This window comes from Streptomyces sp. V4I2 (genome assembly GCF_030817655.1).
GTDB lineage: Bacteria > Actinomycetota > Actinomycetes > Streptomycetales > Streptomycetaceae > Streptomyces > Streptomyces plumbiresistens.
In genome coordinates this window covers 6,265,820-6,285,073 of the sequence record NZ_JAUSZM010000003.1, presented here as the reverse complement: position 1 = coordinate 6,285,073, position 19,254 = coordinate 6,265,820, and the positions used below count along the sequence as shown (strand labels likewise).

The following is a 19,254-nucleotide window of genomic DNA, read 5'->3' as shown; positions in this document are numbered from 1 at the left end:
CCGGAAGTTCACCCAAGGGCATGGGCCGCGACCCGCAGATCGGAGAGCAGCCCGCGATACGCGGCCTCCCGGTCGTCCGCCCGCAGCACCGAGGAGGGGTGCACGGTGGGCACCAGCCGCTCCGCGTGCCCGTGGATCTCCTCCTCCAGCACCGTCCCGCGCACCTGGGTGACCCGGAACGACGACCCGAGCAGCGCCTTGCCGGCCGTGGCACCGAGCACCACGATCAGTTCCGGCTCCACGACGGCCAGCTCGGCGGCGAGCCACGGCCCGCACGCGGTCATCTCGCGCAGGGACGGCGCCTTGTGGATCCGGCGCTTGCGGGGCTCGGCCTGCGTGAACTTGAAGTGCTTCACGGCGTTGGTGACATACGCCTCGCCGGGGTCGATGCCCGCCTCCGCCAGCGCCCGGTCCAGCAGCTTCCCGGCCGGCCCGACGAAGGGCTTGCCCTGCCGGTCCTCCTGGTCCCCGGGCTGCTCCCCCACGAGCATCACGCGGGCGTCGGCCGCCCCCGCCCCGAACACGGTCTGAGTGGCGTCCCGGTGCAGGGGGCAGCCCCGGCACTCGGCGGCGGCCTTGCGTAGGGCTGGGAGGCCGCCGCGGTCCGGGACGAAGGGCTCCGCGGTGTATGCGTCCTCGGGAGGCATGGGGCCCGAGTACCCGCCGTGGGGGTTCGGACCCATGTCGTCTGCGGGTGCGTGGAGGGCTGGTCGCGCAGTCGACGTCACACGCGCATCGGCTGCGGGGTCTCACGACGCGCGGGGTCCGGGCCGTCGTACTCCCTGATGATCTCGTACCGCGTATTGCGCTCCACCGGGCGGAACCCAGCGTCCCTGATCAGGTCCAGCAGGTCCTCGCGGGTCAGCTTGTTCGGGGTGCCGTAGTTGTCGGCGTCGTGCGTGATCTTGTACTCGACGACCGAGCCGTCCATGTCGTCGGCGCCGTGCTGGAGCGCGAGCTGGGCGGTCTGGACGCCGTGCATGACCCAGAAGACCTTGACGTGCGGAACGTTGTCGAAGAGCAGCCGGGAGACCGCGAAGGTCTTGAGGGCCTCGGCACCGGTGGCCATCTGGGTCCGGGCCTGCAGCCGGTTCCGTACCTTCCCGTCCTTCATGTCCACGAAGTCGTGCTGGTAGCGCAGCGGGATGAAGACCTGGAAGCCGCCGGTCTCGTCCTGGAGCTCACGCAGCCGCAGCACGTGGTCGACGCGGTGGCGGGGCTCCTCGATGTGGCCGTAGAGCATGGTGCACGGGGTCTTCAGACCCTTCTCGTGCGCGAGGCGGTGGATCCGCGACCAGTCCTCCCAGTGCGTGCGGTGGTCGACGATGTGCTGCCGGACCTCCCAGTCGAAGATCTCGGCCCCGCCGCCGGTCAACGACTCCAGACCGGCGTCGATCAGCTCGTCCAGGATCTCGCTCGCGCTGAGCCCCGAGATGGTCTCGAAGTGGTGGATCTCGGTGGCGGTGAAGGCCTTCAGCGACACGTTCGGCAGGGCGGCCTTGAGCTCCTTGAGCGACCGCGGGTAGTAGCGCCACGGCAGGTTCGGGTGCAGGCCGTTGACGATGTGCAGCTCGGTGAGGTTCTCGCCCTCCATCGACTTGGCGAGCTTGACCGCCTCCTCGATGCGCATCGTGTACGCGTCCTTCTCACCCGGCTTGCGCTGGAAGGAGCAGTAGGCGCAGGACGCGGTGCACACGTTCGTCATGTTGAGGTGGCGGTTGACGTTGAAGTGGACGACGTCGCCGTTCTTCCGCGTCCGCACCTCGTGCGCGAGGCCGCCCAGCCAGGCCAGGTCGTCCGACTCGTACAGCGCGATGCCGTCCTCACGGGTCAGCCGCTCACCGGCCCTGACCTTCTGCTCCAGCTCGCGCTTGAGTCCGACGTCCATACCCACACCTTTCTCCGACGACTTCCCACCGTCTCCCACCGTACGTCTATGCCTCTTCGGGCAGCTCCCCGACCCTGTTCTCCCACTTCGTGGACAGCACGATCGTGGTACGGGTCCGGGACACGCCCTTGGTTCCGCTGAGCCGCCGGATGATCTTCTCCAGGCCGTCGACGTCGGTCGCCCGCACCTTGAGCATGAACGAGTCGTCGCCCGCGATGAACCAGCAGTCCTCGATCTCGGAGAGGTCCTTCAGCCGGCGGGCCACGTCCTCGTGGTCGGCGGCGTCCGAGAGCGAGATGCCGATCAGGGCGATGACGCCGAGGCCGAGCGAGGCGGCGTCGACCGTGGCGCGGTAGCCGGTGATGACGCCGGCCGCCTCCAGCCGGTTGATGCGGTCGGTGACGCTGGGTCCCGACAGGCCGACGAGGCGTCCCAGCTCCGCGTAGGAGGCCCGGCCGTTCTCCCTCAGGGCCTGGATGAGCTGCCTGTCCACCGCGTCCATGCGATCGAAGCCTTCCGATGAAGAGACTGAAGAGAGGTTTGTGTGGTGCGTGGTGCGTGGTGCGTGCCTGTTGCCCGGTGCTGTGCCTGGTGCTCACGCAGGTGGCCTGGAGCCCCCGCCGAGCTCGCCCTGCCACCGGCGGTACAGCCCGTGTCCGACGCCCGCCGCGTCGAGGACCCGTCCGGCGACGAAGTCCACCAGGTCCTGGATGTGCGTGGCGCCCGCGTAGAAGGCGGGCGAGGCGGGTACGACGCTCGCACCCGCGTCGTCCAGGGCGACCAGGTGCCGCAGGGTCTGCCCGTTCAGCGGGGTCTCCCGCACGGCCACGACCAGCGTCCGCCGCTCTTTCAGCGTGACGCTCGCGGCCCGTTGCAGCAGGTCCTTGGACAGGCCCAGCGCGACTCCGGCGACGCAGGCGGTGGAGGCCGGCACGATCAGCATCCCCTTCGCGGGGTACGACCCCGAGGATGGCCCCGCCGCCAGGTCCCCGGCGCTCCAGTGCCGTACGCCCTCGACGTCCACGTCGAAGGTCCCCGGCTTCCCGTCGGCACCCCTGGACAGCCATTCCCGCAGGTCGCCGCGCCAGTGCGCGTCCCGGAAGGAGATCCCGGTCTCGTCGAGGAGAGTCAGCCGGGAGGCTCGCGACACGACCAGGTCGACGCTCTCGCCCGCGGCGAGGAGTGCGCGCAGCACGGCGGCGGCGTACGGCGTACCGGATGCTCCGGACACCCCCACGATCCAAGGCGTGCGCTGCGTTTCTCCTGCGTTCACACCCCGAGCGTACCGGTGGGCGAAGAGGTCTTCAGGACCGGTGTGGCGTCTCAGGGTCCACGGGAAGCCTGCTCGTGTCGACGGTGAGGCGTCCGAGCTTCGTCTCCACGGAAACCTTGTCGCCATACGGAACCGTGTCCCGTCCGAGGTATCCGTCCGCTCCGGGGTTCCAGAGCGTTACGAGGTGCGCCCTCTGGGGGTCGAAGATCAGGTAGTTCGGGATGCCCCGGGCTGCGTACTGCTTGTTCTTGATCTCGTAGTCGTTGCGAACGCTGCTCGGGGAAACCACCTCAACGGCCAGTTCGACGAGATCCGGAGGGTAAGCGGTCAGGTTCCGGTTCTTCTCGACCGCCGGGATGACCGCGAGATCGGGGCAGAACTCGAAGTCGTCGCTGAACGGGATGGCGACATCACTGATGAATCCCCACTCGGGGTCCATCTGGGCTTCGAGCTGAGTCCACAGCCTCACGATGGTCTCGTTGTGGAACGGCCTGAGCGGACTCATCACGATGTTGCCCTCGACAATCTCCATCCGGTACCCGCGGAACATGTCCTCGTACCGGGCGAGCTGCGAGTGCAGGCGGTTACTGTCCGAGACGGTCACGTCGGCCTCCCTCTCTGCACTCGATGGTAAGCCGCACCGTACTTACACGGTCAGACCCCGAACCAAGAGATCAAGCAGCGCACACACGAACAGGGCAATCCCGATGAACCCGTTGACGCTGAAGAACGCCCTGTTCACACGGGACAGGTCATGGGGCCGCACGATCGAGTGCTCGTAGACGAACGCGCCCGCGACGATCATCAGGCCGAACCAGAAGAAGGTGCCGGCCTCGGTGGCGACCGCGTACCAGACGAACAGCGCGGTCGTGAGCGCGTGGCATACCCGCGCGCCCCAGACCGCCGCCGGGATGCCGAAGCGGGCCGGGACCGACAGGACGCCGATCTCGCGGTCGGTGTCGACGTCCTGGCAGGCGTAGATCAGGTCGAAGCCGCCGATCCAGATGCCGACGGCGAGCCCGAGGATCACCGCGTCCCAGGACCACTCCCCGGTGATCGCCAGCCAGCCGCCGACCGGGCCCATCGCCTGGGCGAGGCCGAGGATGGCCTGGGGGAAGTTCGTGAACCGCTTGCCGTAGGGATAGACCACCATCGGGATCACCGCGATGGGGGCCAGCGCCAGGCACAGCGGGTTCAGCAGCGCCGCCGAGCCGAGGAAGACCACCAGCGCGACCAGCGCGCCCGTCCAGGCGTGCTTCACCGACATCGCGCCGGTGACCAGCTCGCGGTGCGCGGTCCTCGGGTTACGGGCGTCGATCTCCCGGTCGATGATCCGGTTGACCGCCATCGCGAAGGTCCGCAGGCCCACCATGCAGACGGTGACCAGGAGGAGGCGGCCCCAGTGGATGTTCTCGTCCCACTGGAACATCGCGGTGAGCGCGGCGATGTACGCGAAGGGCAGGGCGAAGACCGAGTGCTCGATCATCACCAGGCGGAGGAAAGCCTTCGTGCGTCCCGGCTGCGGGAGCGCCGCAGAAGCTGAACTCACAGGCCGTACTCCTTCCACCGGCGGTCGACCTTCGCCGCCGTCTGAGGGTCGGACAGCACCATGTCGGGCCAGCCGCCGTCGCGTGTGTAGCCCTCCTCGGGCCACTTCCTGGTCGCGTCGATGCCCGCCTTGCCGCCCCAGAACTGCTGGTAGGAGGCATGGTCGAGGTGATCGACGGGACCTTCGACGACCGAGAGGTCACGGGCGTAGTCCGTGTTGCCGAGGGCCCGCCACGCGACCTCGTGCAGATCGTGGACGTCGCAGTCGGCGTCGACGACCACGATCAGCTTGGTCAGGGACATCATGTGTGCCCCCCAGACCGCGTGCATCACCTTCTGCGCGTGCTTCGGGTACTTCTTGTCGATCGACACGATCGCGCAGTTGTGGAAGCCGCCCGCCTCGGGCAGGTGGTAGTCCACGATGTCCGGCACGATGATCTTCAGCAGGGGGAGGAAGAACCGCTCCGTCGCACGGCCCAGGGGTCCGTCCTCCGTCGGAGGGCGGCCTACGACGATCGACTGCAGCAGCGGCCGCTTCCGCATCGTCACGCAGTCGATCGTCAGGGCGGGGAAGGGTTCCTGCGGGGTGTAGAACCCGGTGTGGTCGCCGAAGGGTCCCTCCGGGAGCATCTCGCCGGGCTCCAGCCAGCCCTCGATCACGACCTCCGCCTGCGCCGGCACCTGGAGCGGCACCGTCTTGCAGTCGACCATCTCGATCCGCCTGCCCGCGATGAACCCGGCGAAGAGGTACTCGTCGATGTCACCGGGAAGGGGCGCGGTGGAGGCGTACGTCACGGCGGGCGGACACCCGAAGGCGATCGCGACCGGCAGCCGCTCGCCCCGCCGCGCCGCGACCTGGTAGTGGTTGCGGCTGTCCTTGTGGATCTGCCAGTGCATGCCGATGGTGCGCTTGTCGTGGCGCTGGAGGCGGTACAGGCCCAGGTTCCGGATGCCGCTCTCGGGGTCCCTGGTGTGGGTGAGCCCGAGGTTGAAGAAGGAGCCGCCGTCCTTCGGCCAGGTGAAGAGGGCGGGCAGCTGGTCGAGGTCGACGTCGTCGCCGTGCAGGACGACCTCGTGGACCGGGGCCTCCTTCACCTTCTTCGGCGGTACGTGCGTCATCGCGCCGAGCTTCCCGAAGGCCTCCCGCACGCCCACGAAGCCGTGCGGCAGCTCGGGCCGCAGCAGCCCGCCGATCTTCTCGGAGATCTCGCCGTACGACTTCAGCCCCAGGGCCTTCAGCAGCCGCCGGTCGGTCCCGAAGACGTTCATCGCGAGGGGCATCGCGGAGCCCTTCACGTTCTCGAAGAGCAGCGCCGGGCCCTGGGACTTCTGCACCCGGTCGACGATCTCCCCGACCTCCAGGTACGGGTCCACCTCGGCTTTGATGCGCTTGAGGTCGCCCTCGCGCTCCAGGGCCCTGAGCAGGGAGCGAAGATCGTCGTAAGCCATGGGGCCAAGTATCCCCGAGCCGCTACCCTGGCCCGGTACCTGGGGTCCCGTGCTCGTGGCCCCGACGACCGTTCCATTGAGAGGCCCCATGCTCCGGGTACTGATGTTCCTCGTCCCACTGGCGCTGAGCGTGTACGCGTTCATCGACTGCATCAGCACGAAGGACGAGGACATCCGCTACATGCCCAAGCCGCTGTGGGCCATCCTCGTCCTGGTGTTCCCGCTCGCCGGCTCCCTCTCCTGGCTCATCGCCGGCAAGAAGCGGCACCCGGCCGGCGCGGGCGGCCCCGCGGGTTCCGCCGGCTCTCCGTGGCGCCGGGGCGGCGGGCAGCGATGGGTGGCGCCCGACGACAATCCCGAGTTCCTCAAGTCCCTGAAGGACGAGGACGAGGACAAGAAGGACCAGGACAAGAAGGACGGCGGCGAGGACCCCACCGCCTGAGTTCACCGCACCTGACAAGGTGTACGCCGGTGAGCCGCCCGGAGCGGACAATGCGCCCCTGGGCGGCGGCGGGCGGGGGCCGGACACTTACCTCGCATGACGACTGCTCCCGCCGACTCCACCGGCACCACGCTCACCCCCGAATACGGTGACAAGGTCATCGCCGTCGAGACGGCGGGCTCGGAACCGATCCCCGACGCCGAACGGCACGGCAGCCCGCTCCAGTTGCTGTGGACCTGGGCGTCCCCGAACATCGAGTTCGCGACGGTGTACATCGGCGTGATCTCGGTCCTGTTCTTCGGGCTGGACTTCTGGCAGGCGACGGCGGCACTGCTGCTGGGCACGGCACTCGGCTCGCTGACCCACGGGATCCTGTCCCTGGACGGCCCGCGCTTCGGCGTCCCGCAGATGGCGGTCGGCCGCTTCTCCTTCGGTTTCCGGGGCAATCTGCTGCCGACGGGTGTGAACGCGCTTGTCGCGGGCGTCGGTTGGTTCGCCGTGAACAGTGTGAGCGCGGCTTTCGCCCTCAACACGCTGACGGACCTGCGCCCGCTCCCCTCCCTCCTGCTGGTGGTGGTCGCCGAGATCGCGATCGGATTCATCGGCCACAACTTCGTCCACGTCTTCGAGAAGTACGCCTTCCCGGCGCTGGCGGTGATCTTCCTGCTGGCCGGCGTCTGGACCTTCAAGGAGGCCGACCTGGGCGGGGCGGGCGCAGGCGGCGGCATCGGCGGCTTCCTCCTCGCCTTCAGCGCGGCCTGGGGCTACACGGCCGGCTGGAACCCGGGGGCCTCGGACTACTCGCGCTACCTCCCGCGTACGGCGAGCCGCTTCAAGACCGCCCTCTACCCGGCCGTCGGCCTCTTCGTGTCGGTCGCGATCGTCTCCGTGATCGGCGCGGCCTCGGCGACGATCGTCGCCCCCGAGGGCGCCTCCCCCACGGCCGCCTTCACGGGCCACCTCCCGGGCTGGCTCAGCGACTTGGTGTTGCTGGCCATCATCCTGGGCGCGGTCTCCGCGAACGCCCTGAACGTGTACTCGTCGGCCATGTCGATCACTTCACTGGGTCTCAAGCTCCCGCCGTGGCTGGGCCGCAGCGCCATCGTCGTCCTGTGCGGTGTCGCCGGTACGGCGGCGGCCTGGGCGTCGCTGGCGGACGCGGGGCACGCGTACGAGGCGTTCCTGCTGGTCATCGCGTACTGGGTGGGACCGTGGCTCGGGGTCGTGCTGGTGGAGCGGTGGCTGCAGTCGCGGACGCCGGTCGAGCAGCTGGCGGCCCGGCTCGGCGACCGGACGTTCACCAACTGGCCCGGTATGGCCGCCCTGTTGACCGGTATCGCGGTGTCCGTGCCGGTCTTCTCCAACCAGGAGAAGTACGTGGGATGGGTACCGGAACAGTGGCCGTCCTTCGGTGACATCACCTGCCTGGTCGGGTTCGCGGTGAGCGCGGGGCTTTACGCGGTGCTGCGGCGGGCGCCTCGCTGAAGCACCTCGCCGGAGAACAACGCCGAGAGACGCAGGTCACATTCGGGCCGTGTCACATCCTGCCGGGGCCGTTCCGTCCAAGTGGTGTAGCCATCAATGAACGGCAGCCATCGACAACGGCAAGGAGTGCACCATGGAAGCTCGCATGAACCTCCTCGGCAACCCGGTCGCGACCAAGATCTGGAAGCACATCGTCGCCGCGAGCAAGGCGGTCGAGGACACGACGCTGCCGGCCGCGACGCAGGAGCTGGTGAAGATCCGCGCCAGCCAGATCAACGGCTGCGGTTTCTGCACCGACATGCACACCAAGGACGCCGCGCACGCCGGGGAGACCGCCCAGCGCCTCAACCTGATCGCGGCCTGGCGCGAGGCCAAGGTGTTCACCGAGGCCGAGCGGGCCGCCCTGGAGCTCGCGGAGCAGGGCACCCGCATCGCCGACGCCGCCGGCGGCGTCACGGACGAGGCCTGGGCGAACGCCGCCAAGCACTACGACGAGGACCAGCTCGCCGCGCTGGTGTCGCTCATCGCGGTCATCAACGCCTTCAACCGCGGGAACGTCATCATCCAGCAGCCCGCCGGCGACTACCAGGTCGGCATGTTCGGATGACGCCGAGCAGTTGACCGAGTGCGCCTAGCCGGCCTCGGGGACTTCCAACGGCAGCGTGTGGGCCTGTTCCGCGTGCTCGACCCTGATGTACCGCTCGCCGAAGGTCTCCTCGAGGATCGGCTCGGCCCTCTCCGGGGCGTCGACGCCGACGAAGACGAACCCGCTTTCATCCACGCCGACTTCGCGCAGCAGGAAGGTGCCGTCCCAGCGGCTCATGTCCTCGCCGATGCGGTCGGAGAGGGCGTTGAGGTCTTCGCGGTTCACGTCGGTGCTGTGCAGCCGTACGGTCACGCCCTTCTCGGCGGCGGCACAGGCGGCGGTGTCGAAGGCGGCGGACGGGATGCGCCAGACGTCCGCCGCGTTGTCGTCGTCGTCGACGGACAGACCGGTGCGGACGGCGGCGTGACGGCCTGCGGTCAGCTTGCCGAGGTCGTCCACGGTCCGGTCCAGCGGGGTGTAGTGGACGGCGTCACCGGCCGTGGGAGCGGGGCAGGTGCCGATGCAACTCTTGTCCGTGGCCGCGGCTTTGATCTCGGCGGATGCCACGCCGTACCCCCCGTCGGTGTGACCGGTCTCCAACTCCTCGATGTACAGCCCGGCGCCCACGGCCACACCGGCGGTCGCGAGGCCCGCCGCGATCCAGGTTCGGTGCCTGATCGGGCTCCTCGCGCACCGGTTGACGGAGGCGAACTTTCTGTAACCGTTCCCGTTCGCCCCGTTGACACCTCCCGCACTCCCCCTTAACGTCACGCCCACATTTTGAACGTGGGGCGAGATTTCGAACACCGAGGTCCGTCGGTCGTCTACTCGCCTTCAAAGCTGTACGCCGACCCCCGACGACCTCGGTGGCTGCGTGCGGATCCACCAGTGATGCCCGTGCAGGGCATCGACGTCCGCTACGCCGTCATCCCCCCAACCAAGAAGAACAAGGAACGATCACCATGGTCACCCGAAGAGCCGCCCTTGCCCTCCTCGGCGGAGTGGCCTCCATGGCCCTCACCTTGTCCGCCTGCGGCCAGAGCAGCGAAGCCGGCTCCGAGGACAGCTCCGAGAGCGACACCGTCGGCATCGCCATGCCGACGCGGGCCTCCGAGCGCTGGCTCACCGACGGCAAGAGCGTCGTCGAGAACCTGAAGGGCATGGGGTACAAGTCCACGCTGGTATACGGCGATGACGACCCGAAGGTCCAGTCCTCGCAGATCGAGACCCTGATCAAGCAGGGCGTCGACGCACTGATCGTCGCGGCCATCGACGCGAAGTCGCTGAACGGCGTGCTGCAACAGGCCGCCGACGCGGACATTCCGGTGATCTCCTACGACCGGCTCATCCTCGGCACCAAGAACGTCGACTACTACGTCTCCTTCGACAACGAGATGGTCGGCCGGCAAGAGGCCCGCCACATCATCGAGAAGCTCGGCCTGGAGGACGGCAAGGGCGGCCCGTTCAACATCGAGCTGTTCGCCGGTTCCCCCGACGACAACAACACCAAGTACTTCTTCGACGGTTCGATGGCGCTTCTGGAGCCGTTCCTGGAGAGCAAGCAGTTGGTCGTCCAGTCCGGCGAGACCGAGCTCGACAAGATCACCACCCTGCGCTGGGACGGACCCACCGCGCAGAAGCGCATGAGCGACCTCCTCACCAAGTGGTACAGCGACCAGACGGTCGACGCGGTCCTGTCGCCGTACGACGGCATCTCCCGGGGCGTCCTGTCCGCGCTGGAGTCGGACGGCTACGGCACCGACGGCAAGCCCCTCCCGGTCGTCACCGGCCAGGACGCCGAGCTGGACTCAGTGAAGTCGATCATCGCGGGGAAACAGTCGCAAACCGTCTTCAAGGACATCCGCGAGCTCGCCAGGGCCGCCACGGAGCTGGTCGACGACATACTCACCGGCCGGATACCGAACGTGGACAACAGAAGGGATTACAACAACGGCGTCAAGAACGTGCCCGTCCACTTGCTGCAGCCGGAGAGCGTCGACAAGACCAACTACGAGATGCTGATCACCAACCGCTACTACACAGCCGAACAGCTGAAGTAGCGACGAGCTGTTGCTCCTGGTCAGCGGAGAGCGGACTTGAATCCTCCCCCTCGTAAACGAGGGGATTCCTGGCTCAGGCTGCCTGGCGGAACAGCGTCCCGCCAGGTCTTGCGCCATCAGCACCAGCCGGGTTGAGACCAGCCCGGGCCAGCATTACGCGGGCGGAGTTCTTGTCTCTGGGCGAGACGGCTCCGCACGCGGTGCAGGCGTAGGTTCGTTCGTTCCAGATCCACCGGCACCGGTCCCACTCCGCCAGCAGCGCAGACTCGGCGGTCGACGACACGCGCAGCCGGAACGTCCACCGGGCATGCCCGGCGTCCCCGGCCTCCTTCACCACCGACACGACATCCCCCCTCCCACACCCCGCCCGATCACCCCAGCTTCCACGCCGAGACCGTACGTGCGACATGCGCACACCCGTACCCCCACTACGGCAAAGCCACCCCAACCAGCGAACACGGGCACGCCCGTTCGCTTTTCGGCTCCGTCGGCGGCTTTGCGGGCGCTCCGCGCCCCAGGAGACCTGACACGGCGACGCTCCGCGTCGCCGTCACGGGATGCGATTCCTCCCCGGCGTGAACGCCGGGGCATCCTCGCAAGAATCAGGTGAATGCGCTCAGCGCAGCCGCGACGACGACAGGATCGACAGCAGGTGCGCCGGGACCATCACCCACGTGATGACGGCCAGCGCGCCCAGTGCCCAGCGGGTCGGGTCGATGCCACCGGTCATCTGGTCGGCCACAGCCGCGGCCAGCAACACCAGCGACGCCTCGATGCCATTCGTCACGCGGTGGATCTTGAAGGCGGCCGCCAGCTTGCGTACCGTCGCCACGCCCTGAGAGCGCGGGCGGGTCGACTCGTCGTCGACGACGCCCAGTCCGCGCCGGGCCCGGGCCACGTCCACGAGGTCGGTCGAGGCCTTCAGCAGCACGACACCCAGGGCGGTGGCGATGCCGATCGACAGCCAGCCGCCGACGCCGGACTCGGCGGCGCGGTAGCCCGCGCCCGCCAGCAGGGCCGCGTCGGCGAGGTAGGCGCCGAGGCGGTCGACGTAGATGCCGGACGCGCTGTTCTGGCCCTTCCAGCGGGCGACTTCGCCGTCCACGCAGTCGAAGAGGAGGAACAACTGCATGAGGACGACGGCCAGTACGGCACCCGTCAGCCCCGGGATCATCAACGCGGCCCCGGACGCGACCCCGCACACCACCATCGTCCAGGTCAGCTGGTCGGGAGTGACCGGCGTGCGCACGAGGTGCCGGGTGAACCGCAGCGAGACGCGCCGCATGTACAGCCGGCCCGCCCAGTGCTCGCCGTTGCGGCTCGCGAGCTTGGCCTGCGGCTGGCAGACCTCCCGCAGCTCCTCCAGAACCGGAGCAGCAACCATGAACGTTCCTCCAAGGGGGGCCCAACTGCCGCTGACACGGCGGTGATCGGCACAGGTTACCTGCCCGGTCGTCTGGACTCCTGCGCTGGCCGGAGTCCAGAATCCGGAGTCCAGAAGCCGGAATCTAGGCCACCGTCCGCAGCCCGCCCGCCACCGCCGGGCTCGTCCCCCGCACCACCCGATGCGCACAGGCCGCCGTCAGCAGTTCGCCCAGCAGGTCCGGGTCGCCGATCTCCAGCCCCAGCAACGACTCGATCCGCTCCAGCCGCTGGTAGAGGGACTGGCGGCCGATGTGCAGCAACGCGGCCGTACGCGTCGGGGAGCAGCCGTGCCGCAGGTGGACCTCCAGGGTGCGGACGAGGTCGCTGGGGTGGGCCGCCTCCCAGGCCAGCAGCGGGCCCAGGGCGTGCTGGACCAGGCCGGCGAGCCGCTCCCGGTTGGCGTCGACGCCGCCCCGGGTCAGCTCCCGTTCCAGGGCCAGCGCGCGCGACGACGTCACCAGCGGGCCGCCCGCCATGCCCGGTTCGGCGGCCGGCACGGTCAGCGCCAGCTCCAGCGTCGTACGGGCCGCCCGCAGCGTGTCGCTCCAGCGCAGCCAGCCTCCGCCGGCGGCGACGGCGTGCCCGACCGCGACGGTCAGGCCGGGGTCGGCGGCCGTACGGAAGGCGTCCTGGACGGCCCGTACGGGGTCGCCGGCACGGGAGCCGGGGAGGGACAGCAGCGCCAGTACGTCGCCCGGGAACGCCGCCCGCAGCACCCCCGACCCGCCCAGCAGCCGTACCGCGCGATCGACCGTGCTCGTGTCCCGCGTGCCGTGCAGGGACACGCCGAGCAGGCGAGCCCCGGGGCCCGGGTGGAAGCCCGCGAGGGCCGCCCGCGCCTCCACCTCGGGCTGGTTCAGCGCCGCCCGGTCGGCCAGGTCCGCCAGCAGGGCCGCCGTATGGTCGTCGCCCCACGGCCGGACGACCGACCGCCCCGACAGGCCCCGGGCCACGATCGCCCGGTTCGCGGCCTCCGTGATCCGTACGAAGGGCACGACCCGGTGCAGGGCCAGCAGCGGCAGGCCCAGCCGGCGGGCCTCGTCGGTCACCTCGTCCGGCATGGACGGCAGTGAGCGCCCCACCTCGACCGCGAGTCCGGCCGCGTCCCGTGCCGCCAGTTCGCGTACGTACCGCCGCCGGACCTCCTCGTCGGCGTCCGTCAGCCCGAAGCCGTTGGTCAGCAGCAGTTCGCCGCCGTCCAGGAAGTTCGCGCCCTCGTACACCTCGCTGGAGTGCACCCAGCGCACGGGACGGTCCAGAGAGCCCTCACCCGCCAGGAGCCGGGGTTCGGCGGCCCGTACCGGGTCCAGCTCCAGGATCTCGCGGAGGGTGAGTGCGGGCACGGGAACCTCCAGGGCGCTGACAGTTCGTCCGGCTGCGGGATGCCCGGAGAGTACTTTCCGCACGTTGCCCTCGTGTTTCCGCCACAGGAGAGTGAAGACATGGACCTTGAAGCCATGGACCTTTTGGATCAGGCGACAGCACGTACCTGGCTGGCCACCGCCGTCGAGGAGGCCCGTGCCGGGCTCGCCGAGGGCGGCATCCCGATCGGCGCGGCCCTGTACGGCGCCGACGGCACCCTCCTCGGCCGCGGCCACAACCTCCGCGTCCAGGACGACGACCCCTCGATGCACGCGGAGACGGCCGCCTTCCGGAACGCGGGACGGCAGCGGTCGTATCGCGGTACGACGATGGTGACCACCCTCTCCCCGTGCTGGTACTGCTCCGGCCTGGTCCGCCAGTTCGGCATCTCGCGGGTCGTCGTCGGCGAGGCGGCCACCTTCCACGGCGGCCACGACTGGCTCGCGGAGCACGGCGTGGAGATCGTGCTCCTGGACGACCGCGAGTGCGTCGAGATGATGCGCGACTTCATCAAGAACAACCCGGCACTGTGGAACGAGGACATCGGTGAGTGACACCCCAGCCCCGCGCATTCCCACGATCGACCTGAAGCCCTGGGTCGAAGGCACCCCCGCCACCCGCGCCGAGATCGCCCGCACCGTCGACGAGGCCCTCCAGACCGCCGGATTCCTGCTGGTCACCGGGCACGGGGTCGACCCGGCCCTGCGTTCCCGCATCCGGGAGGCCGCGCGGACGTTCTTCCGGCTGCCGGTCGACGTCAAGCAGCCGTACACGGCGAAGGTCGGCGGACGCGGCTGGCTCGGGCCGGGGGCGGAGGCGAACGGGTATTCGGAGGGTACCCAGACCCCGCCGGACCTGAAGGAGTCGCTGACGTTCGCCACGCACGAGCACTTCGAGGACCCCGTGGTCGACGCGGAGTGGGCCGCGCCCAATGTCTGGCCCGCGGAGGTGCCCGAGCTCCGGGACCTCTGCGAGGAGTACCTGGCGCGGATGGCCGACCTGGAGAAGGAGCTGCTGTCCCTGCTCGGCGAGGCGCTCGGGCTCGACGCCGACTTCTTCTCGAAGCACATGGACCATCCGACGTACGGCTTCAACATCAACTGGTACCCGGGGACCGAGGTCGTCGGGGAGCCGCAGCCGGGGCAGTTCCGCATCGGTCCGCACACCGACTTCGGGACGGTGACGATCCTCGACCGGCAGGCCGGCAAGGGCGGGCTGCAGGTGTACACGGACCCTGTGGACGGGGGTGCCGGCTGGGAGGACGCGCCCTTCGACCCGGAGGCGTTCACCATCAACGTCGGTGACCTGTTGGCCCGTTGGACAGGCGACCGCTGGCGTTCGGGACGGCACCGCGTGCTGCCGCCGCCGGCCGACGCGCCCGCCGAGGAGCTGATGTCCCTCGTCTACTTCGGGGAGTGCACGCCGGGCACGCTGGTGGAGTCGCTGCCCGCGCCGGTGGGGCGGGTGGCGTACGAGCCCGTCGACTCGCACACGTACCTGCGGGCGAAGCTGGACTCGATCACCGTGGACTGACCGGTCGAGAGTTTCGTAACCCAACGGACATCACGCGGTCTGGCCCGCACCAACTCCCTCTCTTTACCCTGAGGTTGGAGTCTCTGGGGGGAGAGATGCGGTGGGCAGACGGTTGCACGGGCGCGGGGCGTTGTTCGACACCGATCCGGCCGGTCTTGCTCCGCGGCTCGTGGGCCTGCGTCCGCACCAGCACCGGGCCACTCCCGTGGAGCATCCCAAGGAGCTGCCCTTCGTGCTGCTGACCGGGGGGCGGGGGCTCGGCAAGAGCGCGGTGCTCGATGAGTTGCGGGACGCCTACAAGGGGCACACGCCGGTCGCGTCGATCGACTGCGAGGACGTCCAGTTCGCGCGGCCGACCGGCGGGCGGCCCCTGGAGGCCTGGTCGCCGGTGTCGCAGGCGCTGCTGGTGGTCGCCGAGCAGCTGGCCGAGCCGGTGACCGGGGCCGGGCGGATCACGTTCCCGCGCCTGATGTCGGGCCTGGTCGCGGTCGCGGCGGGCGGCTGGGACGACGCGGACTCCGAGCGGATCCGGCGCGAGGTGGAGCGGATCCTGCTGCTGAACGAGGGCGGGTCGTGGGTCGCCGGGTTCGCGGGGCGGATGGCGGGCCGGGTCACCGCGAACGTCGTCTCGGCGGTGAGCGGCACCGGTCCGCTCGTGGCGTCGGCGATCGAGGCGACCCTGGAGTCCTTCTCCGACAGTTTCGTGAACCGGCGCCAGCAGCGGGCCTCCGCCTGGTGGCGCGCCTACCCGAACGCGGGCGCCGACGCCCGCCGCGGCCTGATGCTGCTGTCCGGGCACTTCCGGGCCGGCGGCACCTCGCGGGAGCACGCCGAGCGGTATCTCGTACGGGCGCTGCTCGCCGACCTGACCGACGCGTACGCGGGGATGCTGCCGCGGATGCAGCGGCTGGGGCGGCCCGTCGTCCTCATCGACAACGCGCACCGGGCTCCCGGCCCCGGGCTGGTGGACGCCATACTGCGCGACCGTGCCGAGGGGATCGCCGACCAGGTCGTGTTCGTCGGCGGCCTGCGCGGCACCGACCGCCCGGTCCTGCGCAACGCCGTACGGCGGACGCTGGCGGAGGTCGCGCGGCGCAGCGACTGGGCGCCGGACCCCGCGGCCCCCTCCTCCCGGGCCCTGCTGGTGGCGCTGCCGCCGCTCAGCCCGGACGACACCCTGCACCTGGTGGGCGCCGCCTGCGCCGAGGTCCCGGTGCCGCCCCAACTGCCGTACGCCACCTACAGGTTGACCGGCGGCAACCCGCTGGGGATCGTCCACCTCGCCGACTCCGCCGCGCAGAACCTGCCGGGTGCCGCCTCCCTGGGCGAGCTGCTGACGGCGGACGTGCGGCTGGACGACGACCGCGACGGGCGGCCCGCCTACCTCGAACTCCTGGACCGGCTGGTGCCGGCCGACCGTCTGGACGAGCTGACCGTGCTGGCCGCCGCCCACGACCACGACTCGGCCTGCGCGCTCGCCGAGGCGCTCCTGCCGGACGACTTCGGCCCGGCGGACGTACGGGCGTTGCAGACCCGGCTCGTGGCGGAGGGGCTGGTGGAGGTGCCGGGCCGGTTCGTCGGGGACTCCTTCGTGCGGACTCTGCTGTTGCTGCGGCTGCACCACCGGGACGCGGACCACGGGCAGTGGCGGCAGGCGCACGAGACGCTGATCCGCTCCTACGCGCACGCGGCCGACGACGACGATCCGGCCCGCGCCCGCTACCGGCTGCACCACGAACTCGCCCTGGGCCGCTCGGAGTCGGCGGTGGGATATCTGCGGGACAGCTTCCCCACCCTGGACATCCGCGTCTGGCTGCGGTCGCTGCGGTTCATCGCGTCGGCGCCCTACTTCCACGCGCACGACGCCGAGGGCCACGACTTCGCGGCGCGGGACGACCGGCGGGCGGCGATCGCGCTCGGGCGCACCGACGCCGAACAGGTCGTGCCTCAGGGCGCGGACGCCGTACTGCACCTGCGAATACGGCGGCTGCTGCACGCCGTGTGGCAGCTCACCGACCCGCTCGCGCTCCCCGACCCGAAGGTGTGCGACCGGCTGCGGTTCGAGCTGGAGCAGCTGTCCAACCTGCGCCCGGCGGGCAACGCGCTGCTGTGGCGGGCCTCGCGGGACTGGCCCGAGGACGCGCTCGCCGGGCGGCCGTTGCGCGTCCCGGACGACGACGAGGACGAACCGGACGGGGAGGCGTGATGGCGGGGAGCGGCGCGGGCGGGGGTTCGGGCAGAGGACTGGGCACACGGTTGCGCGAGGGCGTCTGGGAGATCCCCCTGCGCCGCTACCTCGCCCTGCTGGTCGCCGCCGCGGTGGTGACCGGCCTGGTCTTCGGCGTACGGGCGCTCGCGCACGACGACCGGTCCTGCGCCCCCGGGGTCGTACGGCCCGAGGGCAGCGACGAGTGCGTGGGCGTGTCGGCGACGGACTACTACTTCGGCCGGCCTCAACTGCGGGACACCGTAAGGGCGATCGCCCGGGAGAACAGGTCCCTCAAGGCGGACAGCTATGTCACCGTCGCCCTCCTCGAACCCTTCACCGCGACCGACACCGACAACCTCGGGGACGCGCTGCACGAGTTGCAGGGCGTGTATCTGGCGCAGTACCAGGCCAACCACAGGTCGGCCGGGCAGACCCCGGCGATCCGGCTGGTGCTGGCCAACCCCGGGGCGACCGGCGCCCACTGGGAGCACACGGTCGACCAGCTGGAGAAGATGACCAAGGGCCCGGACCGGCTGCGGGCGGTGACCGGGGTCGGGCTGAGCACCGAGAACAACAAGAAGGCCGTCGCCGAGCTCACCCGGCGCGGGATCCCGGTGATCGGCACCTCCATCACCGCCGACGACCTCGCCAACGGACAGGACGGCACCGACCCCTTCCCGGGGCTGGCCCGGGTCTCCCCCACCAACACCGACGAGGCCCGCGCGCTCGCGTCCTTCGCCGAGGTGACGGCGGGCAACGCGCTGCTGGTGTACGACAAGCCGGGCGACCCGTACACGACGACCCTGCAGAAGTCGTTCGCCGACCTCATCGAGGGCTCGCCCTACGAGCCGCAGCCCTTCACCCCGCCGGACGACCGCAGCCAGGAGGGCACGACCGCCAACACGTTCCGGCAGATCACCCACCTCGTGTGCGACACCGCGCCGGACACCGACACCATCCTGTTCGCCGGACGGCACACCCAGCTGCGGCAGTTCATCAACGCGCTGGGCGGGCGCGGCTGCCAGGACCGCAGGTTCACCCTGCTCACCGGTGACGAGGGCTCCTACCTCACCGGCGACAAGGAACTCGACCGCAGCGCCCTCACCCACAACCTCTCCGTGCGCTACACCGCCCTCGCCCACCCGGAGGCCTGGACGCAGGACCCGGTGAAGACCGGCGGCTCGGCGAAGGACGCGGAGGTCCTCAACGGGCTGCTCGCGAGCAGCAAGCGCGAGCCGGTCGGCCCGCTCGGCCCGATCACCCTCTCGGACGGCCAGCTGATCATCGCGTACGACGCCATGCAGCTGGCCGTCAAGGGCATCCGCGAGGCCACCCCCGACGGCGAGGTGGTCCCGCCGCTCGCCGACGTCGGCCTGCAGTGGCCGCAGGTCAAGGGCTCGCTGAAGGTGAGCGGGGCGAGCGGCTGGATCTGCCTGGACGTGCACGGCAACCCGTACAACAAGGCCGTCCCGGTGGTGGAGATCACCCCGCAGGGCGCCAACCGCTTCGTGAAGATCGCCTGGCCGGAGGGGAAGCCACCGGCGAAGGAGTGCCTGCCGCCGTCCTAGAAACGGGCTTCGGGGTCCTGGGAAGGAGCATCGAGCCGGTCGATCAGCCGCTCGAACCGGGCCCGCCAGCCCGCCTCCGACTCCCGGTCCCCCCGGAACTCGTGGGTGAAGCGCAGGGCGGACCCCTCCTCCCCGTCCCGCTCCAGGTGGAACCTGATCCGTCCGCCGCCCTCCACCGTGTACTCGGCGACCCGGTCCACGTCCCACGCGGTCACCTGCCCCGATCCCAGGTCGCGCAGGGTGACCGCGCCGCCGAGGCGGGGTTCGAGGACGTCGACGGCCGTCCACCAGGCGGCGATCCCCTCCGGGGTGGCCAAGGCCGGCCAGACCGCCTCCATGGGCCTCGGGAGCCGCACCAGGAAGTGCAGGATGCGCGTGTCCCCGTGGGTCTGGCTGGAGCCCTGTTCGACGGAACCGCTCATGACT

At 70.2% G+C, this 19,254-nt stretch carries 19 protein-coding genes and 1 pseudogene; 8 read left to right on the top strand and 12 right to left on the bottom strand.

The features are described from left to right. Nucleotides 1-8: 8 nt before the first annotated feature. The 7 genes from QFZ76_RS29815 to QFZ76_RS29785 form a co-directional block, all read right to left on the bottom strand. Nucleotides 9-647 (bottom strand): UdgX family uracil-DNA binding protein, encoded by a 639-nt coding sequence (locus tag QFZ76_RS29815; RefSeq protein WP_307676603.1) that lies wholly within the window; start codon nt 645-647, stop codon nt 9-11. A gap of 77 nt (nt 648-724) precedes the next feature. Continuing rightward, nucleotides 725-1,888: an aminofutalosine synthase MqnE gene (gene mqnE, locus QFZ76_RS29810; protein WP_307676602.1), complete on the bottom strand. Its 1,164-nt coding sequence runs from the start codon at nt 1,886-1,888 to the stop codon at nt 725-727. A gap of 46 nt (nt 1,889-1,934) precedes the next feature. Then, complete coding sequence (locus QFZ76_RS29805; protein WP_266435423.1) at nt 1,935-2,390, bottom strand: Lrp/AsnC family transcriptional regulator; 456 nt, start codon at nt 2,388-2,390, stop codon at nt 1,935-1,937. Between the two features lie 93 nt (nt 2,391-2,483). Continuing rightward, complete coding sequence (locus tag QFZ76_RS29800) at nt 2,484-3,161, bottom strand: UbiX family flavin prenyltransferase (protein WP_307676601.1); 678 nt, start codon at nt 3,159-3,161, stop codon at nt 2,484-2,486. 31 nt (nt 3,162-3,192) lie between these two features. Next, complete coding sequence (locus tag QFZ76_RS29795; protein WP_307676600.1) at nt 3,193-3,765, bottom strand: Uma2 family endonuclease; 573 nt, start codon at nt 3,763-3,765, stop codon at nt 3,193-3,195. A gap of 42 nt (nt 3,766-3,807) precedes the next feature. Then, nucleotides 3,808-4,710, bottom strand: coding sequence for a menaquinone biosynthesis prenyltransferase MqnP (mqnP, locus tag QFZ76_RS29790; protein ID WP_307676599.1), 903 nt, complete (start codon nt 4,708-4,710; stop codon nt 3,808-3,810). After that, nucleotides 4,707-6,158: a menaquinone biosynthesis decarboxylase gene (locus QFZ76_RS29785; protein ID WP_307676598.1), complete on the bottom strand. Its 1,452-nt coding sequence runs from the start codon at nt 6,156-6,158 to the stop codon at nt 4,707-4,709. Before QFZ76_RS29785 ends, mqnP begins: the two co-directional genes overlap by 4 nt. A gap of 88 nt (nt 6,159-6,246) precedes the next feature. Between QFZ76_RS29785 and QFZ76_RS29780 the strand changes: the two genes are divergently transcribed. From QFZ76_RS29780 to QFZ76_RS29770, 3 genes are all read left to right on the top strand, one after another. After that, complete coding sequence (locus QFZ76_RS29780) at nt 6,247-6,600, top strand: PLD nuclease N-terminal domain-containing protein (RefSeq protein ID WP_307676597.1); 354 nt, start codon at nt 6,247-6,249, stop codon at nt 6,598-6,600. Nucleotides 6,601-6,696: 96 nt separating this feature from the next. Beyond that, nucleotides 6,697-8,085 (top strand): cytosine permease, encoded by a 1,389-nt coding sequence (locus tag QFZ76_RS29775; protein ID WP_307676596.1) that lies wholly within the window; start codon nt 6,697-6,699, stop codon nt 8,083-8,085. 133 nt (nt 8,086-8,218) lie between these two features. Next, nucleotides 8,219-8,692, top strand: coding sequence for a carboxymuconolactone decarboxylase family protein (locus QFZ76_RS29770; RefSeq protein WP_307676595.1), 474 nt, complete (start codon nt 8,219-8,221; stop codon nt 8,690-8,692). 24 nt (nt 8,693-8,716) lie between these two features. On the opposite strand, the gene QFZ76_RS29765 is transcribed toward QFZ76_RS29770, so the two are convergent. After that, nucleotides 8,717-9,298 (bottom strand): hypothetical protein, encoded by a 582-nt coding sequence (locus tag QFZ76_RS29765; RefSeq protein ID WP_307676594.1) that lies wholly within the window; start codon nt 9,296-9,298, stop codon nt 8,717-8,719. A 335-nt stretch (nt 9,299-9,633) separates the two neighbouring features. Between QFZ76_RS29765 and chvE the strand changes: the two genes are divergently transcribed. Beyond that, entirely contained in the window at nt 9,634-10,731 is a 1,098-nt protein-coding gene (chvE, locus tag QFZ76_RS29760; protein WP_307676593.1) for a multiple monosaccharide ABC transporter substrate-binding protein, read from the top strand. Nucleotides 10,732-10,804: 73 nt separating this feature from the next. Here chvE and QFZ76_RS29755 read toward each other — a convergent pair. The 3 genes and pseudogenes from QFZ76_RS29755 to QFZ76_RS29745 form a co-directional block, all read right to left on the bottom strand. Next, a pseudogene (locus QFZ76_RS29755) lies at nt 10,805-10,954 on the bottom strand (RNA-guided endonuclease TnpB family protein); the annotation flags it as partial. Nucleotides 10,955-11,347: 393 nt separating this feature from the next. Further along, entirely contained in the window at nt 11,348-12,115 is a 768-nt protein-coding gene (locus tag QFZ76_RS29750; protein WP_307676592.1) for a CDP-alcohol phosphatidyltransferase family protein, read from the bottom strand. 124 nt (nt 12,116-12,239) lie between these two features. Next, a complete protein-coding gene (locus QFZ76_RS29745; RefSeq protein WP_307676591.1) occupies nt 12,240-13,499 on the bottom strand; it encodes a PucR family transcriptional regulator in 1,260 nt (419 codons plus the stop codon). Between the two features lie 114 nt (nt 13,500-13,613). On the opposite strand from QFZ76_RS29745, the gene QFZ76_RS29740 reads away from it, so the two are divergent. The 4 genes from QFZ76_RS29740 (at nt 13,614) to QFZ76_RS29725 (ending at nt 18,828) form a co-directional block, all read left to right on the top strand. Beyond that, nucleotides 13,614-14,072 carry a nucleoside deaminase gene (locus QFZ76_RS29740; protein WP_307680168.1) on the top strand — a complete coding sequence of 153 codons (459 nt, stop codon included), beginning with the start codon at nt 13,614-13,616 and terminating at the stop codon, nt 14,070-14,072. Then, the gene (locus tag QFZ76_RS29735) at nt 14,065-15,051 is read left to right on the top strand and encodes an isopenicillin N synthase family oxygenase (RefSeq protein ID WP_307676590.1); all 987 of its coding nucleotides are present in this window, start codon (nt 14,065-14,067) and stop codon (nt 15,049-15,051) included. The genes QFZ76_RS29740 and QFZ76_RS29735 overlap by 8 nt, the downstream gene beginning before the upstream one ends. Nucleotides 15,052-15,151: 100 nt before the next feature. After that, nucleotides 15,152-17,257, top strand: a complete 2,106-nt coding sequence (locus QFZ76_RS29730; protein WP_307676589.1) for a hypothetical protein — start codon at nt 15,152-15,154, stop codon at nt 17,255-17,257. After that, a complete protein-coding gene (locus QFZ76_RS29725; protein WP_307676588.1) occupies nt 17,257-18,828 on the top strand; it encodes a hypothetical protein in 1,572 nt (523 codons plus the stop codon). Before QFZ76_RS29730 ends, QFZ76_RS29725 begins: the two co-directional genes overlap by 1 nt. Here QFZ76_RS29725 and QFZ76_RS29720 read toward each other — a convergent pair. Then, complete coding sequence (locus QFZ76_RS29720; protein ID WP_307676587.1) at nt 18,825-19,250, bottom strand: SRPBCC domain-containing protein; 426 nt, start codon at nt 19,248-19,250, stop codon at nt 18,825-18,827. The genes QFZ76_RS29725 and QFZ76_RS29720 overlap by 4 nt on opposite strands. Between the last annotated feature and the right edge of the window lie 4 nt (nt 19,251-19,254).

Coding starts and splice junctions, on each gene's coding strand:
- QFZ76_RS29770 (WP_307676595.1), top strand. CDS start 8,219: ATGGAAGCTCGCATGAACCTCCTCGGCAACCCGGTCGCGACCAAGATC.
- QFZ76_RS29780 (WP_307676597.1), top strand. CDS start 6,247: ATGCTCCGGGTACTGATGTTCCTCGTCCCACTGGCGCTGAGCGTGTAC.
- QFZ76_RS29785 (WP_307676598.1), bottom strand. CDS start 6,158: ATGGCTTACGACGATCTTCGCTCCCTGCTCAGGGCCCTGGAGCGCGAG.
- QFZ76_RS29815 (WP_307676603.1), bottom strand. CDS start 647: ATGCCTCCCGAGGACGCATACACCGCGGAGCCCTTCGTCCCGGACCGC.
- chvE (WP_307676593.1), top strand. CDS start 9,634: ATGGTCACCCGAAGAGCCGCCCTTGCCCTCCTCGGCGGAGTGGCCTCC.
- QFZ76_RS29750 (WP_307676592.1), bottom strand. CDS start 12,115: ATGGTTGCTGCTCCGGTTCTGGAGGAGCTGCGGGAGGTCTGCCAGCCG.
- QFZ76_RS29725 (WP_307676588.1), top strand. CDS start 17,257: ATGGCGGGGAGCGGCGCGGGCGGGGGTTCGGGCAGAGGACTGGGCACA.
- QFZ76_RS29805 (WP_266435423.1), bottom strand. CDS start 2,390: ATGGACGCGGTGGACAGGCAGCTCATCCAGGCCCTGAGGGAGAACGGC.
- mqnE (WP_307676602.1), bottom strand. CDS start 1,888: ATGGACGTCGGACTCAAGCGCGAGCTGGAGCAGAAGGTCAGGGCCGGT.
- QFZ76_RS29740 (WP_307680168.1), top strand. CDS start 13,614: ATGGACCTTTTGGATCAGGCGACAGCACGTACCTGGCTGGCCACCGCC.
- QFZ76_RS29775 (WP_307676596.1), top strand. CDS start 6,697: ATGACGACTGCTCCCGCCGACTCCACCGGCACCACGCTCACCCCCGAA.
- QFZ76_RS29720 (WP_307676587.1), bottom strand. CDS start 19,250: ATGAGCGGTTCCGTCGAACAGGGCTCCAGCCAGACCCACGGGGACACG.